This is a genomic window from Nonomuraea fuscirosea (assembly GCF_035917475.1).
GTDB classification, from domain to species: domain Bacteria; phylum Actinomycetota; class Actinomycetes; order Streptosporangiales; family Streptosporangiaceae; genus Nonomuraea; species Nonomuraea fuscirosea.
In genome coordinates, this window is the sequence record NZ_CP109074.1 from 4102175 (window position 1) to 4116502 (window position 14328).

Sequence of the window (14328 nt, forward strand, 5' to 3'; positions counted from 1 at the left end):
GTCAGTGTCCGGCACCCCCGCCGGGTGTTGCACCTCGGAGTCCGTTTCCTCCTTGACAGATCACGACTTTCCGATCAAATTAGGCAAGGCTTACCTAACTGAGGAGCGAACCGATGAACCCCTTCGACGACCCGGACGGCGAGTTCCTGGTCCTGGTCAACGATGAGGACCAGCACTCCCTCTGGCCCTCCTTCGCGGCCGTGCCCGACGGCTGGGAGGTCCGTTTCGGGCCTGACGCGCGGGCGGCCTGTCTCGCGTACGTGGCCGGCAACTGGACGGACCTGCGTCCCCGCAGCCTCCGCCGGTGAATCTACAACGTAAAGGCACCCGCCTGCGGAGGAGAAGCCCCATGTCGCCCGCGTCACGCTCGGGGGCGGCGACATCGAACGTTTCACGCCCATGGGGTACGACCAGTGGTTCCGCCTCTTCCTGCCCGTCTCGGCGAACTCGCTGACCCGCCTCCCGCCCCGGCTCACCACGCTCGGCTACGCCCGGTTCCTGACGATCTCGAAGACCGACCGTCCGGTGCTGCGCAACTACTCCGTACGCGCCTGCCGTCCCGCCGGCCCCGAGATCGACGTGGACTTCGTGCCGCACGGCTCCGCCGCCGACGGCACGGCCACACGTGGGCGGAGACCTGCGTACCCGGCGACAGCGTGGCGCTCATCGACGAGGGCATCGGCTTCAACCCGCCGCCCGGGACGCGGCGGGTCGTCGTCGCGGCCGGCGAGAGCGGCCTGCCCGCCCTCGCCGGCATCCTGGCCTCCCTGCCCGCCGACGCCCGCGGGCACGCGCTGGCCGAGATCCCCTCCCCGCAGGACCGGCAGCCGCTCGACCACCCTGAGGGGGTCGAGCGGCTGGATCGTCCGCGACGACCCCGGCGCGGTGCCCGGCACGGTGGCGCTGACGGCGGCGCTGACGGCGGCGCTGGCCCTGCCCATGCCTGAGGAGCCGTGCTGCGGGTGGGTGGTGGGGGAGTCGGAGCTGCCCGTGCGACTGCGGCGGCACCGGGTGAGGGCCGGGGTGCCGAAGGAGCACATCATGTTCTGCGGCTACTGGCGCCATCACTGAGCTCGGCGGCGCGCTGTCGCCGGCGGGCCGCGTCCATGGAAGTGGTGTACCCACCGGCGCCAGGGACCTGGGACCGGTCATGATCCCGCCATGGGCGGAGTGGAGACCCATCGAGACCTCGCCTGGGGCGACTGGCGACCGTCGGGACCTCGCCTGGGGCGACGGGGACCAGTCGAGACCTCCTCGGGGGTGACGGGGAAGCCGTCGTGATCCCGCCGCGGGTCACGGGGACCGTCGTGATCCCGGAACTGTCGTCCCCGGTCGCTAGTGTCCCGATCATGGTCGGCGCGGCCGTGATCAGGCCGCGCCCGGCCGTCCCTTTTCGGTATGGAGGCGCGGTGCCTCCCTAAGGAGGTGCAGGCGTGGACGCGTGGGCGGACGTGCGCAAGCTGGTGCGAGCGGGCGACGTGTTCGGCACGATCAGGGTGGTCACCGAGCTGGACGCGGCCGGCCGGAAGGCGGTCGCCGCCGAGTTGCCCGCGTACGTCACCGGCGAGGCCCGCGCCGCGGGATGGGAGTCGTGGGACCGGCAGATGACGCCGCTCGTGCTGGCCGGCGTGGTGTGCCTGGGCGGGCCGGCCGCCGTGGCGTCGTGGCTGTTCCGGCGCGAGTTCCGGTGGTGGCGCGAGGCGGAGGCCGCCGAGCGGGTGCTCGAACTGCTCGGCGGGCGGCCGGTGGCATGGCGGGCCGACCTGGCGCGGCGGATGTGCGGGCGGCTGCGGGTGCCCGAGCTGCGGCGCTGGGGGCTGGCGGCACGGCTCGTCCGCGAAACGGGCATCGAGCCGCCCGGCGACGACGCGTTCATGGTCGGCTGGCTGCGCGAACTGTGCTCGGAGCCCATCAGGGAGCCGGTCGAAGGGCTGACCGCGGGGCCGATCGCGGGGGCGATCAAGAAGCTGGGGCAGGTCGCGGACGATCCGCTGTTCGCCGCCTACGTCGACCGGATCTTCGAGATCGACGCGCTGGCCGAGACCGACCTGTGGCAGGTCGTCGAGACGGTCGTGCGGCTCGTCGACACCGGCCGGCTGGACCGCGTGGCCGTCCTCGACGCGGTCGTGGGGCGGCTGCTGCGCGACGGCCTCGGCGCGCTCGTACCGCTGGCGGGCCTGCACGACCGGCTCGACCCCGACATCGACGAGGCGTACGCGCGGGCCGGAGACTACGCCCGGTTGCTGCCCGCGGGGCCGGTCGCGGTGGCCGACCTGGCGCTCGCCCAGCTGCGGCGGCTGGAGGAGGCCGGACGGCTGGAGGAAGAGCTGTTCGCGGAGGTGATGCGGGCGCTGGCGTTCCGGCCGGAGAAGAAGCTGCTGCGGGCGGCCATGTCGTGGGCGGGCGACGCGGTGCTGCGCGACGCCGGCCGGACCGGCACGGTGCTGGAGGCGCTGGCGCTGATCTTCGCCCAGGACACGCTGGCCTTGCAGGATCGCGCCGTACGCCTGGCCGTCAAACTCGCGCCCCGCGCGGGGCAGGCGGCACGCGAGGCGGTGCGCCAGGCCGCCACCGAGCTGCCCGACGAACTGCGGGAACGGGTCTCGGCGGCGTTCGGGGGCGGCATCGCCGCGGCCGAGGCGCCCGCCGCGCTCCCGCTGATCCTCCCCGCCGCGCCGTCGATGCCCCCGCCCGTCGCCTCACCCGGCGAACTCGTCGAGGTCCTCACCGCCGGACGCTGGGCCCAGGACGTCCACGCCTTCGAACGCCTGCTGGCGGGCCTGGCCGAGTGGTCGCACCGCGCGCCGGACGAGCTGCGCGAGGCGCTGCGGCCCTGGTGGTACCCGTTCAATCCCTCTTGGTACGGTCACTACGGCAGCGAGATCCACGAGGGCCTGATCCAAGCCGTCTCCCGAGCCTTCCTCGCCTTCGCCGCCCCTGAGCACAGCATCAGCCTGACCCTGGCCGCGTCCGGGACACGGCGGCGACCGGCGTCCCCCGGCCCGCTCGACCGCCTCTACCTGCGCCGCGCGCTGGAGCTGGTGACGCCGTTCGAGGAGGGCACCGGCTACCCGGTCCTGCTGGCCACGCCCACATCGGGCACCGGCCACCTCGACCCGGCCACCCTGCTCGACCGGCTGGAGGCGCTGGAGACCGAGGGCGTGCGGGCCCTGCCGGCCGACCTGGCCCAGGCGCTGCTCCGGCTGCCGCGCCCGTTCTCCGAGCCGGAGGTGGAGCGGGCGGGCCGGCTGACGTCCGACGCGGGGCGCGAGTGCGCGGCGTGGATGCGGAGCGGGGGGCTGGCCGATCCGCCGGTGAGCATGTCCGTACGGCGCTGGGGCCGCTACAACCAGGCGGGGTGGCACCTGCTTGAGGCTGAGCCCGAGATCCCCGCGTCCGACGGGCTGCCCGAGGAGATCCGCGCCCTGTTCGAGATGCGGTCGGGCCACAGCTACACCCTCACCTGGTGGCCGCTCGCCCTGCCCGGCCACCGGGAGCTCGCGGCGGCACATCTGACGGGCTACCTGCCGTCGTCCATGGAGTCCAGCGACGGCCAGACGCGCGCGCTCGCGGTCCTGGCCCACGGCGACGGGCCGCTCGGCTTAGCCACGGCCTACGCCATGGCCTGCGGGATGAGCCACGAGAAGACCACGGAACGAGCCGCCGCCACCGACGCCTTCCTCACCCTGGCCGCACGCGGCGAGGTGCCGGCACGGGAGCTGGGCGAGGCGGTGACGGATCTGGTGACGCAGGAGTTCATCAGGCTCAACCGGGTGGTGTCGGTCCTCGACGACGCCACCCAGGCCGGGGCGCACGAGGCGGTGTGGGCGGTGATCACCCACCTGCTGCCCGGCCTGCTGCCCAAGGAGGGGGAGCGGCCCCGAGCCGGAGCAGCGGACCTCCTGGCGGCGGGGGCACGGGCCGCCAGGATCGCGGGCGCCCAGGCTGACCTGCCGGAGGTGGCGGTGGTCGCGGCCCGCAAGGGATCGTCCAGACTCGTCCTGGAGGCGCGACGACTGATCGGGATCGCCGACGCGTCACCGCAGAAATCTACAATGTAAAGGCCGTCGCTACCTGCAAATCTTTCGAAGAGAACGAACTGAAACACAACAAGCAACGACGACCCGACAGCGGGTTGCTCGATGGGGCGGGTTGAGTGCCGGAGGCGGCTTGTCAAGGGGAGACCGGCCAGGCGAGCGGTCGTTCGGGGGCCGGTAGCTCGGGCCTGTCGTTCGGGCTGGTCGTTTCAGGGAGTCGGCCGTTCGGGGGTCGACCGTTCTCGGGATGGTCGCTCATGGAAGTGGGTCAAGATGCGGAGACGGCTTGCGTGGGAAGCGGGTCGCTCAGCGGAGACCGATCCCTGTAGGGAGCCGGTCGGGCGGCGTAAGAGGGCCGCCAGGGGGTGCGCGCGTATCGGGAGGTGGATTGCTCAAAGAGGCAGGTTGATCAAGGAAGCCGGGTCGCGGTGACGGTCATGGTGGCGTACGGCAGGGTGAAGCGGCCTCCGAGGGCGTCGATGGCGGCGCCGACAGCGTTCAAGATCGGCTCTAGTTCCTCGCGCGGGAGCCGGGTGAGGGTGCCCGAGGTGGGGAGCTGGTCGAGCCACTCGTCGCGGGTGTATGTCCGCTCCCAGTCGTGTCGCCACTGCTCGGGTTCCGCGAAGCCGCCCGCCTCGCGGATGCCGTTCGCGGCCTTGGTGAGCAGCGGCTGGTAGGCGTCGAGGGACTGGCCGGGCGCCTGGCCGTTGACCGGTGAGACGGGCAGGGCCTGCCGGAAGGCGGCGGTGAAGGACTCGAACACCTCCGCCGGCAGCTGGTAGACGTGCCAGAAGGCCGCCAGCCGCCCGCCGGGCCGCAGGATGCGCGCGGCCTGGGTGACGCCGGCGATCGGGTCGATCCAGTGCCAGGCCGTCCCGGCGGCGACGACGTCGAAGGTGCGGCCGGCAGGGTCCCATGTCTCGAACGTCCCTTCCTCGACGTCGAGCCCGCCCCGGCGGGCGAAGGCGGCCATGCGCGGGTCGGGTTCGACGCCCAGCACGGTGCAGCCGGCCGACAGGAACTGCCGCATGGCGGTGCCGGTGCCGCAGCCGACGTCGAGGACGTCGCGCCCGGGGCTGGTGGCGATGATCTGATCGATCAGGGCGTCCGGGTAGGCAGGGCGGGTGCGGTCGTAACGTTCGGCGTCCACCCCGAAGGACTCGGCCATCTCCCGCTGCCGATGAGAGTTCGCGACGTGGGCGTTGCCGGGGGTGGACATGGACGTACGGCCGGAGTCCGGCGTAGAAGTGGTCATGCGCCCACTATAAATGGGCGAGCGCCCACTATGTCAATCGCCACATGCTGCGCGTGGCCGCGGGAGGGCTGGGTTGCTGTCGGCCGGAGGGGAGAAGCGGCAGGCCGGCGTGCTGCCCGGCGGGAGGGCGAGATGGGCGAGATGGGCGAGCGAGCGTTGCCGGCCGAAGAGCGGAATGGACGCCCCGGAGCGCTGCCCTCGGGGGACAGAAGGGATGAGCCGGGGCGCTGCCCCCGGAGAACGGAGGGGATGAGCCGGGGCGCTACCTCCCGGGAAGCGGAAGGGATGAGCTGGGGCGCTGCGGCTGAAGGACGGGTTGGGCGACCCGGAGTGCCGCCCAAAGGGGGCGATTCGGGATGCCGCCGGTCTGAGGACGGGTCGGGCGGCCCGGTGCGTCGCCTGTGGGGGAGGAGCCCGGAAGGGCTGGGCCATCTCGTGCTGCCGATGGGAGTGCACGACGTGGGCGCGGCGGGGCTGGGGCGGCACGACCGGAGCGCACCTGCACCCGGGGCGGGTGGCTTGACCAGCTCCTCCAAGCGGATGAGCCGGGGTGATATGGGCGGCAGGACGCGACGTGGACATGGTTGAGGGTGGCGGCAGAACCGGGGTGCACCTACTCCCGGGATGGGCGGCTCGACGAGCTCCCCTGGACGAGACGAGCTGAGGTGCTGCGAGCGGGAGGGCGCGATGCGGTGGGCATACCGGCCCCGCCTCGTGTTGCGGATGGGGACTGGCACGTGGGCTACGAACGGACGGCGCCGCGGGTTACGAGCGGGTGGTGCCGCGGACGTGGTCGTGCGGCAGACATGGCGTGGGGCCGGATCCCGGAGGTGTCGGGTATGAGGGCCAGGTGCCGCATGGCGTATGAGCGCCAAGGGCGCCACCGGCCGGGATCGGCCGCCAGGCGGTGCACGGCTCGCCGTACCGGCAGGCCGGGGAGGAGGACGTCGGGATCGCCGAGGAGCCTCATCTGGATGCAGGCGATCGCCCACCGGCTCATCCCGGGGATGTCGCGCAGTTGCTCGCGTGCCTGGGCGGGGTCGCAGCCGGTGTCCAGCCTGAGTGTTCCGTCGGCCAGCGCGCGGGCCAATTCCCGCCCGGTACGGCCTGCGGACGCGGTATCGGCCAAGGCCGACATGTCGGGGAACATATGGGTTATCGCGCCGAAGGGGGTGGTGAGCGGTCTCCCGTACGTGCTGACCAGGCCGGCGAGCAGGTCGCGTACCGTCGCGGCTCGCGTCCGGTGGCTGAGCACCGTCCGGATCGCCAGTTCTCCGGGGTCGGCGCAGCCCGGAACCCGGAGGCCGGGGCGGGCCGCGACCAGCGGTCCCAGCGCCGGGTCCGCGCCGAGGAAGGCGTCGATGGCCTGCTGGTCGGCATCCAGGTCGAGCAGCCGCCGGCAGCGCTGCACCGCGGCGGCGAGGTCTCTGAGGTCCTCCAGCCGCAGAGCGCAGACCACGTGCCCGGCCCCGGGCAGCAACGTGATCACGCCCGCGCCGTGCGGCAGCGACAGCGACCTGCTGTAGGCGTCGCCGTCATAGTGCTCGATGCCGGGAACGGCCCGCGCGCCCAGGCAGGCCAGCAGTGCGGGCACGTCCATGGGCGGCCGGTAGGCGAGCCGCACCGTGGTGACCCCCGGCGGCTGGGCACCGTTCCCGGCGCCGCGCAACCGGCTCGGCGTCGTCGCGTACACCTGCCTGATGGTGTCGTTGAACTGCCTGATGCTGGCGAACCCGGCGGCGAAGGCCACGTCGCTGATCGGCAGCGGGCCGGACTCCAGCAACATCCGCGCGGTCTGCGCCCGTCGCGTCCTGGCCAGGGCCTGGGGTCCGGCGCCGACCTCGGCGACGAGCTGACGGTGCACCTGGCGCGGGCTGTAGCCGAGGCGGGCGGCCAGCCCGGCGACGCCTTCGCGGTCGACGACCATCCCCGCGCCCCTGCGTGGCCGGGGCTTCGCCATCCTCAGGACGCTCATGCAGGCGACGCCGCCGATCGGCGCCGCGATCGTCACCCCCCTCCTGGCCGCCGACCTGCTCGGCCCCGCCGCGCTCGTCATGACCCTCGTCGCGGCTGTTCCCGCCGCGGTCCTGCTGAGCATGAAGCACTGACCGGAACGGGGCCGTTCCGCAGAGACGGCTGAGTTTGAGCACGCGTCTGTCAGGAGGGCCAGTGCGACGCCCCGGATAAGGATCGACCGCGGTGTCGGGGCCGGGTGACGTCGCGGCTACCCTAGCCCGGGTGACGATCCGCCCCAGAACCCCGCAAGACCTTCCCGCATGTGTCGACGCGCTCGCTCAGGTCCAGGCCGCCGACCGGTATCCGGTGGACTGGCCGGACGATCCGGGCGGCTGGCTGACGCCCGATGACCTGGCGGCGGCCTGGATCGCGGTGGAGTCGGGTGTGGTGGTCGGGCATGTGGGGCTGACCGGGGACGCGGAGATCGTACGGCTGTTCGTGACCCCGGCGGCGCGCGGCGGCGGACTGGCCGCGCGGCTCCTCGAAACCGCCAGGGCCGCCGCGGCCGGGCCGCTGAAGCTGCAGGTCTCCTCGGAGGGGAAGGCGGCCATCGCCTTCTACGAGCGCGCGGGCTGGCGCAGGATCGGCAGCGACCGGGCCGCCTGGCTCAACGCGGCAGGCGAGCCCGCCCTGGTGCACCACTACGTCAGCCCTTGACGCGACCCGCGTTGCAGCGCGGCGGCATCCCGTCCCAGCCGCTGACGCGGCCCACCTCAGCACCGGCGGCGGCCCGCCTCAGCCGCTGACGCGACCCACCCAAGCATCGGCGGCATCCCGACCCGGCGTCAGACGCGACGCATCTCAGCGTCCGGTGGCGCTGGGCGCGGTCTGCCTCTGCGCCGGGCGGGGACCGGTCTCAGAGGCCGGCGGCCTCGTACAGGGCGGCCAGGTCGAGCTTGCGCATGCCGAGCATCGCCTTCATCGCCCCCTGAGCCGCCATCGGGTCGGCGTGGCCGAGCAGCTCAGACAGTTGCCGGGGGACGATCTGCCAGGAGACGCCCCAGCGGTCCTTCAACCACCCGCACTGCCCCTCCTCGCCGCCGTCCGCGGTGAGTCCGGCCCACAGCTCGTCGATCTCCGCCTGCGACTCGCAGGCCACGTACACGGACGCCGCCTCGGTGAAGGCGGAGCCCGGCCGGCCGTTCAGCGCCATGAACTGCTGGCCGGCCAGCTCGAACGTGACCGCCATGGCCGTCCCGGGGGTGCCGGGGCCGGCCTCGCCGAACCGCTGGACCTCCAGGATCCGGGAGTCGGCGATCAGCGACGTGTAAAGGGTGGCGGCCTCCTCGGCCTGGCTTTCGAACCAGAGGCACGTGGTGATCTTCCGCATGGTGAGTCCCTCCATCAGGAGTCGTCGTGGTCGTTCACCAGGGCGTCGAACGCGCCGGGCGCGGATCGACATCCGCCGCGAAGTTTTTTCGAGGTCAGCCGAGGACCGCGCCGAGCGTCGTCATGATCGGGATGGACAGGCCCGTGGTCACCAGGACGGCGCCGCGGGCCAGCCGCCTGCCGGTGTCGTACGTGACCGCGTACACGTAGATGTTCTGCGCCGTGGGCAGGGCCGCGAAGAGGGTGGCGGCCAGCAGGTGCGTGCCCTCCAGGCCGAGCAGGCGGGCGGTCGCGTACGCCACGGCGGGCTGCGCGAACGCCTTGAGCGCCACCGCCAGGGCGATGTCCCGGCCCACGCCGTCCTCCTCCGGGGCCGGGGCGGCGCGGCGCGAGCCGTACAGGCTGAGCCCGTACGCCAGCAGCGCCACCGGCACGGCCGCGCCGCCGAGCAGGTCGATCGGGCGCATGACCGTGACCGGCAGCGCGACCCCCGCCAGCGCGAACGCGAGCCCGAGCAGCGAGGCCACCGTGAGCGGGTTGCGCAGTGGCAGCAGCAGCGCGGCCCGCGGCGAGCGGGAGCCCTTGTCCAGGACGAGGAAGGAGAGCGGGGTGAGCACGAGCAGCTGGAAGAGCAGGATCGGGGCGACGAGGGCGGCGTCGCCGAGCACGTACAGGGAGATCGGCACGCCCAGGTTGCCCGCGTTGACGTAGGAGGAGGCGAGCGCGCCGATCGTGAGCTGCCGCGCGGTACGCCGCCAGGCGAGCTTGGCCACCAGTACGAACACGAGCGCCGTGAACGCCACCGCGACGACCTGGGTCAGCAGCACCGGCGACAGCAGCGCGCCAAGGTCGGCCCGGGACACGGTGGCGAACATCAGTGCCGGGGTGGCCACGAAGAACGCCAGCCGTGACAGCACCAGCTCGTCGGTGGCGCGCAGCACGCCGATGACGCCGATGACGTACCCGAGCACGGCGACCGACACCAGAGCGGCGAACGCCGCGACAACCCCCGACAACCTGTCCCCTTCCACGAACTGGACGTTCAGGAGCGTATCCGAGGGCCTTTGGGGCGTTTTGGCCGGTCCGCACCGCTTGTCGCCTGCGACGGACGCGGCGGAGGGGGCTCCGGAGGGAATCGGCGCCCGGTGATGGTCATCCGGGATCGCGGGCCGGGCGAAGCAAGGGATGAGCGGGATCGCCGCGCCGGAGGCGTCCGTGCGCGGCACCGGTCCCGTCCGAGCCCCCTACCCGGAGGAGACGGACATGCGTCGCACGTCGTACAAGCTCACCCTGCCTGCCGTGGCCGCGGCCGCCATGCTGATGTTCCCCGGCGCGCTCCCAGCGTCGGCCTCGTCCACCTCGGCCGGCTCGGCGGCGGCCGCCAGTGCGGCCCTCACCCTCACCGGCGGCAGCTGCGAGGGCCTCGCACGGCGCTTCCTCTGCTCGGTCGCCTTCAGCGGAGCGGTCGCGCCGGTCAGCGTCCGCTGGTTCGTGGACGGATCGCACGTGCCCGCGTACGACAACCGGACGTTCGTCGGGATCGGCTGCCAGCCGACCTTCCGCTACGACATCCGGGCGGTGATCTCCGACGGCACCGGCGCGTCCGTGGAGTACCGCTCGAACCCGGTCTGCCGCTCCGGCAACCCGTGATCCTCCAGCCGCACCTGGCAGCGGCCCCGAGCAAGATCGGCTCGGGTAAGGTGCGTGGAATGCCGGAATCTCGCAAGCGCAGGTCCGTCCGCGCCATCGTCCTCGACCCGGGCGATCGGGTCCTGCTCTGCCGCCACGACCTGACCGCCCTGGACGGCCCCGTCGTCTGGGCGATGCCGGGCGGCGGGGTGGAGCCGGGCGAGACTGACCTGCGGGCGCTGCGCCGCGAGCTGATGGAGGAGATCGGGCTGCGCCTGGACGGCGACCCGCCGCTCGTCTGGCACCAGGAGGTGAGCGGCCCGGGGTACGCGCCCGGCTACGACGGCGTGATCAACCGCTACCACCTGGTACGGATCCCGGCGTTCGTCCCGAACCCCGCCTGGTCCGCGGAGCGGCTGGCGGCCGAGCACATCCACGGGATGCGCTGGTGGACGCTGGCGGAGATCGCCGCGGGCCATGGCGGCGAGCTGTTCTCGCCCCGTGACCTGGCCGGGACGCTGGGCGCGCTGCTGGCCGGTGGCGTGCCGGACGAGCCGGTCAGGCTGGGGCTGTGAGCCGCCGGTGAGCGGATCCCGGCAGCGGGCCCGTCAGCGGCGGTCACGGAACGTGCGGCGCAGGTCGTCCACCCACTCCGCGGGGGTCTCCCACGGGATGAAGTGGCCGCCGCGGTCGTGGGCGGTGATGTTGACGTGGTTGTACCAGGCCGCCCGGTCACTCTCGAGGAACCCGCGCACCCGCTCCTCGCTGGTGTGCACGCCGGGCGGGTTCTCGTGGCCGACGAACGTGATGCCCGTGGGCGCCTCGACCACCGGCCACCGGTCGTGCGACGGCGTCCACGGGTAGCGGTTGTTGTTGGCGTAGGTGCGGATCGAGGTGCCGATCCCGCCGCCCGCCCAGAAGATCGTCGCGTGGGTGAGCAGGTCGTCCTTGCTGAAGACCCGCTCGACGTCTCCGCCGTTGTCCGACCATTTCGCCCACCGTTCCAGGATCCAGGCCAGCATGCCGGCGGGGGAGTCGTTCAGCCCGTGACCGAGTGTGGACGGCGCCAGCATGTGCGCGGCCAGGTGCACGGCGAAGCGCCGGTCCATCTCCAGGATCCGCGCGTGGACGTCGGCGGGCAGGCCGGAGGGGATGGGCGCGCCGCCGCTGAAGTCCCAGGCGCGGTCGCCGTTGAACAGCGTGAGCTTCAGCGCGGAGCCGATGTGGATGCCGTGCAGCTCGGCGGCGTACTTGTGGCCGAGCTGCCCCGTGATCAGCGCGCCGACGTCGCAGCCGCCGGCGGCGTACCTGTCGTGCCCCAGGACGCCGGTCATCAGCTCGTGCCAGATCTCGGCGATCTTCCAGAAGTTCATGTCCGGACGGTCCGTCAGCGGGGTCGAGAAGCCGAAGCCCGGCAGCGACGGCACGATCACGTCGAACGCCTCCGCCGGATCGCCCCCGTGCGCGCCCGGGTCGGCGAGCGGGCCTGCCACCTTCGACCAGTGCCAGAACGTCCACGGCCAGCCGTGGCTGAGGATCAGCGGCACCGGGCCGGGGCCGACGCCGGGCTTGCGCATGAAGTGCACGGGCACGCCGCCGACGTCCACCCGGTAGTGCTCGAACGCGTTGATCTCCCGCTCGGCGGCCCGCCAGTCGAAGCCGTCCGCCCAGTAGGAGACCAGCTCCTCCAGGTAGGCGCGGCGCACGCCGTAGTAGCCGTCGTCGTTGCCCGCGTCCGGCTGCCACCGGGTCGTCACCAGCCGGCGCCGCAGGTCGTCGAGGACCTCGTCGGGGACGTGCAGCGGCTGCGGTTCGAGCGGGAACGGCCGGGTCGGCATGGGTCTCCTCCTGGAGCAGGTCGTAGGCGGTCAGTCGCCGAGGCTCGCGGCGATCTCGGTCAGGCGGCCGAGCATCCGCGCCGAGCCGGCCAGCGCCGCCCGCTCGTCCTCGTCCAGGTGCTCCACCAGCCGGGACAGCCGCGCCACCCGGTCCGCGTGGCGGGAGCGGACGATGCGCAGGCCCTCCTCGGTGAGCTCCAGCAGCACGGCCCGGCCGTCGCGCGGGTCGGGGCGGCGCGAGACGAGCCCGTCCTGCTCCAGCCTGGCGACCAGGCTGGTGAGCGCGGGCTGCTTGAGCTGCTCGGTCGCCGTCAGCGCGGTCAGGCGCATCGGCCCCCGGCGTTCCAGCGTGTGCAGCACCGACAGCGTCGAGAAGCTGAGCCTCCTGACCGACGGGAGCCGGATGAAGTAGGTGTTGAAGTCCTCGATCGCGGTGGCCAGCACGTCGAGGTCGAGGTCGGGTGCAGGGTCCGGCGCGGAGCCGGGCTCCGGATCCGGTGGCGCGGGCGTCACGCCCGTATTTATATCAAATATCGATGTATTTCGCCCCGGAAGGGGGGTCAGCCCGTAGCGGAGTCACGGGTACGGCCGTGGGCGTCGTGGGGCAGGTCGGCGTAGTGCCACTGGTGGTCGCGGGCCCGCCGGCACGCCGTCTCCAGGTCGCCCTCCTCGATCGCGGCCAGCAGCTCGGCGTGATCGCGGGCGACGTCGTGCAGGTCGACCTCGGTGGCGACCATGGTGACCGAGGTGCGCGCCTCGATCTGCAGGCTCTCCCAGGTGAGCTTGAGCAGCTCGTTGCGCGCCGCCTCGACGAGATGGCGGTGGAACGACACGCTCGCCCGCGCCGACGCCTCGTCGTCGCCGCGGCCGGCGGCGTCCCGCATCGCCTCCACGTCGGCCCGCATCGCCTCCACCGGCACCGTCCCGGCCAGCAGCGCGAGCCGGGTGGCGGTCTCCTCCAGCGCGGCCCGCACCACGTAACTCTCGCGCAGGGTCTCCTGTACGAACGGGCGCACGAACGTGCCCCGGCGCGGCAGCGTCTCCACCAGCCGCATGGCCTCCAGCTCGCGCAGCGCCTCGCGCACGGGCGCCTGACTGGTGCCGTAGGTGGCCGCGAGCCGGGTCTCCACCAGCCGCTCGCCCGGCCTGACCTGCCCGGAGACGATCCTGCTGACCAGCGAGTCGCGGATCTGCCGCGCCAGCGTGAGCCGCGGCAACTTCGGGGGCTCTTCGGTCATGGCGCGATCCTACCGATCAGCAAGAGGAGAAGATCTCTTGACGCGGGAATCTCGATAATCAATTATCGAGAATTATAGCGCCGTAAACCCCGAGCAGGGAGGCCGCACATGGTGATCGAGGCGGTGCACGTGCCCGAGTCCGTCGAAGCCGTGGTGACCCGGTCGGCCGCCGGCGGCCTGGTCATGGGCGGGGGAACGGTCGTGATGCCGCTGGTCAACAGCGGATCCGCGGGCGTGACCGAGCTGATCAGCCTGCGCCGCGCGGGCCTGGACGGCATCGAGGTGAGCGACGGCGTGGCCACGATCGGGGCGGCGGCCACGCTCACCGCCGTCGCCGAGCATCCCGGGCTCGCGTTCCTGCGCCCGGCGCTGCGCACGATCGCCTCCCCGACCCTGCGCAACCAGGCCACCGTGGGCGGCAACCTGTTCGTCGCGCAGCCGTACGGCGACCTGGCCGTCTGCCTGCTCGCCCTCGACGCCGCCTGCGAGATCGCCGGACCGGCCGGCCGGCGGGACGCGCCGGTCGCGGAGGTCCTGGCCGCCGGGCTCGCCCCCGGCGAGGTCGTCGTCGCGGTCCGGCTCACGCCGCCCCCGCCAGGCGCCTGGCACTACCACAAGGCCATGCGCCGCCGCCTGAACTCCGCCTCCATCGTCACCGTCGCCGCCGTCGTCACGAAGACCACTCCGGAAGACGTGGCCGGCGAGTGCAGGATCGCGCTGGGCGGCGTCGCCCCTCGCCCCGTACGGGCGCCGTCCGCGGAACGGGCGCTGCGCGGCCGTCCACTGACCGAGGAGAGCCTCACCGAGGCGGGCCATGCCGCCCGCGCCGACATCGACCCCTTCGACGACGCCTACGCCAGCGCGTGGTACCGGGCCCGCGTCCTGCCCGTGCACCTCCGCCGCGCCTTCCTGTCCTGAACTCCCTTGAGCGACCCCTGTCATCCCCGACCCCTGTCATCCCCGACCCTGTCACCCGTGAAGCGCCC

16 protein-coding genes and 1 pseudogene are annotated in these 14328 nt (G+C 73.0%); 10 read left to right on the plus strand and 7 right to left on the minus strand.

Annotation, left to right across the window (positions count from 1 at the left end; all coding sequences use genetic code 11):
* Positions 1–113 precede the first annotated feature (113 nt).
* From OIE67_RS18555 to OIE67_RS18570, 5 genes and pseudogenes are all read left to right on the plus strand, one after another.
* Positions 114–308, plus strand: a complete 195-nt coding sequence (locus OIE67_RS18555) for an MbtH family protein (RefSeq protein ID WP_326641969.1) — start codon at positions 114–116, stop codon at positions 306–308.
* 49 nt (positions 309–357) lie between these two features.
* A pseudogene (locus OIE67_RS18560) lies at positions 358–609 on the plus strand (siderophore-interacting protein); the annotation flags it as partial.
* Positions 610–656: 47 nt separating this feature from the next.
* The gene (locus OIE67_RS55465; protein ID WP_407674899.1) at positions 657–947 is read left to right on the plus strand and encodes an SIP domain-containing protein; all 291 of its coding nucleotides are present in this window, start codon (positions 657–659) and stop codon (positions 945–947) included.
* Positions 862–1071, plus strand: a complete 210-nt coding sequence (locus OIE67_RS55470; protein ID WP_407674900.1) for an SIP domain-containing protein — start codon at positions 862–864, stop codon at positions 1069–1071. The genes OIE67_RS55465 and OIE67_RS55470 overlap by 86 nt, the downstream gene beginning before the upstream one ends.
* A 362-nt stretch (positions 1072–1433) precedes the next feature.
* Complete coding sequence (locus OIE67_RS18570; protein ID WP_326641971.1) at positions 1434–4061, plus strand: DUF7825 domain-containing protein; 2628 nt, start codon at positions 1434–1436, stop codon at positions 4059–4061.
* Between the two features lie 385 nt (positions 4062–4446).
* On the opposite strand, the gene OIE67_RS18575 is transcribed toward OIE67_RS18570, so the two are convergent.
* Both OIE67_RS18575 and OIE67_RS18580 read right to left on the minus strand, forming a co-directional pair.
* Positions 4447–5292 (minus strand): class I SAM-dependent methyltransferase, encoded by an 846-nt coding sequence (locus OIE67_RS18575; RefSeq protein WP_326641973.1) that lies wholly within the window; start codon positions 5290–5292, stop codon positions 4447–4449.
* Between the two features lie 742 nt (positions 5293–6034).
* On the minus strand, positions 6035–7252 hold the full coding sequence (locus OIE67_RS18580; RefSeq protein WP_326641975.1) for an AlkA N-terminal domain-containing protein: 1218 nt from the start codon (positions 7250–7252) through the stop codon (positions 6035–6037).
* A gap of 13 nt (positions 7253–7265) precedes the next feature.
* On the opposite strand from OIE67_RS18580, the gene OIE67_RS18585 reads away from it, so the two are divergent.
* A complete protein-coding gene (locus OIE67_RS18585; protein WP_326641977.1) occupies positions 7266–7400 on the plus strand; it encodes a hypothetical protein in 135 nt (44 codons plus the stop codon).
* Between the two features lie 130 nt (positions 7401–7530).
* Positions 7531–7965, plus strand: coding sequence for a GNAT family N-acetyltransferase (locus OIE67_RS18590; protein WP_106239377.1), 435 nt, complete (start codon positions 7531–7533; stop codon positions 7963–7965).
* Between the two features lie 199 nt (positions 7966–8164).
* Here the strand turns inward: OIE67_RS18590 and OIE67_RS18595 are convergent, their stop codons facing one another.
* Positions 8165–8638, minus strand: coding sequence for a VOC family protein (locus tag OIE67_RS18595; protein ID WP_326641980.1), 474 nt, complete (start codon positions 8636–8638; stop codon positions 8165–8167).
* Positions 8639–8732: 94 nt separating this feature from the next.
* Positions 8733–9653, minus strand: coding sequence for an AEC family transporter (locus OIE67_RS18600; protein ID WP_326641982.1), 921 nt, complete (start codon positions 9651–9653; stop codon positions 8733–8735).
* 247 nt (positions 9654–9900) lie between these two features.
* Between OIE67_RS18600 and OIE67_RS18605 the strand changes: the two genes are divergently transcribed.
* Together OIE67_RS18605 and OIE67_RS18610 are read left to right on the plus strand one after the other, a co-directional pair.
* The gene (locus tag OIE67_RS18605) at positions 9901–10287 is read left to right on the plus strand and encodes a hypothetical protein (protein ID WP_326641984.1); all 387 of its coding nucleotides are present in this window, start codon (positions 9901–9903) and stop codon (positions 10285–10287) included.
* Positions 10288–10346: 59 nt separating this feature from the next.
* Complete coding sequence (locus OIE67_RS18610; RefSeq protein WP_326641986.1) at positions 10347–10841, plus strand: NUDIX hydrolase; 495 nt, start codon at positions 10347–10349, stop codon at positions 10839–10841.
* A 33-nt stretch (positions 10842–10874) separates the two neighbouring features.
* On the opposite strand, the gene OIE67_RS18615 is transcribed toward OIE67_RS18610, so the two are convergent.
* From OIE67_RS18615 to OIE67_RS18625, 3 genes are read right to left on the minus strand one after another with little or no spacing between them, the layout of a single operon-like run.
* On the minus strand, positions 10875–12104 hold the full coding sequence (locus tag OIE67_RS18615) for an epoxide hydrolase family protein (RefSeq protein ID WP_326641987.1): 1230 nt from the start codon (positions 12102–12104) through the stop codon (positions 10875–10877).
* A 30-nt stretch (positions 12105–12134) separates the two neighbouring features.
* Positions 12135–12617 carry a MarR family winged helix-turn-helix transcriptional regulator gene (locus tag OIE67_RS18620; RefSeq protein ID WP_326641989.1) on the minus strand — a complete coding sequence of 161 codons (483 nt, stop codon included), beginning with the start codon at positions 12615–12617 and terminating at the stop codon, positions 12135–12137.
* A gap of 47 nt (positions 12618–12664) precedes the next feature.
* Positions 12665–13342 carry a GntR family transcriptional regulator gene (locus tag OIE67_RS18625; RefSeq protein ID WP_326641991.1) on the minus strand — a complete coding sequence of 226 codons (678 nt, stop codon included), beginning with the start codon at positions 13340–13342 and terminating at the stop codon, positions 12665–12667.
* A 108-nt stretch (positions 13343–13450) separates the two neighbouring features.
* Here OIE67_RS18625 and OIE67_RS18630 point away from each other — a divergent pair, with 108 nt between their 5' ends.
* Positions 13451–14260, plus strand: coding sequence for an FAD binding domain-containing protein (locus OIE67_RS18630; RefSeq protein WP_326641993.1), 810 nt, complete (start codon positions 13451–13453; stop codon positions 14258–14260).
* Positions 14261–14328: the final 68 nt, after the last annotated feature.

Coding starts and splice junctions, on each gene's coding strand:
- OIE67_RS18585 (WP_326641977.1), top strand. CDS start 7,266: ATGCAGGCGACGCCGCCGATCGGCGCCGCGATCGTCACCCCCCTCCTG.
- OIE67_RS18605 (WP_326641984.1), top strand. CDS start 9,901: ATGCGTCGCACGTCGTACAAGCTCACCCTGCCTGCCGTGGCCGCGGCC.
- OIE67_RS18595 (WP_326641980.1), bottom strand. CDS start 8,638: ATGCGGAAGATCACCACGTGCCTCTGGTTCGAAAGCCAGGCCGAGGAG.
- OIE67_RS18610 (WP_326641986.1), top strand. CDS start 10,347: ATGCCGGAATCTCGCAAGCGCAGGTCCGTCCGCGCCATCGTCCTCGAC.
- OIE67_RS18625 (WP_326641991.1), bottom strand. CDS start 13,342: ATGACCGAAGAGCCCCCGAAGTTGCCGCGGCTCACGCTGGCGCGGCAG.
- OIE67_RS18575 (WP_326641973.1), bottom strand. CDS start 5,292: ATGACCACTTCTACGCCGGACTCCGGCCGTACGTCCATGTCCACCCCC.
- OIE67_RS18580 (WP_326641975.1), bottom strand. CDS start 7,252: ATGGCGAAGCCCCGGCCACGCAGGGGCGCGGGGATGGTCGTCGACCGC.
- OIE67_RS18630 (WP_326641993.1), top strand. CDS start 13,451: ATGGTGATCGAGGCGGTGCACGTGCCCGAGTCCGTCGAAGCCGTGGTG.
- OIE67_RS18555 (WP_326641969.1), top strand. CDS start 114: ATGAACCCCTTCGACGACCCGGACGGCGAGTTCCTGGTCCTGGTCAAC.
- OIE67_RS18615 (WP_326641987.1), bottom strand. CDS start 12,104: ATGCCGACCCGGCCGTTCCCGCTCGAACCGCAGCCGCTGCACGTCCCC.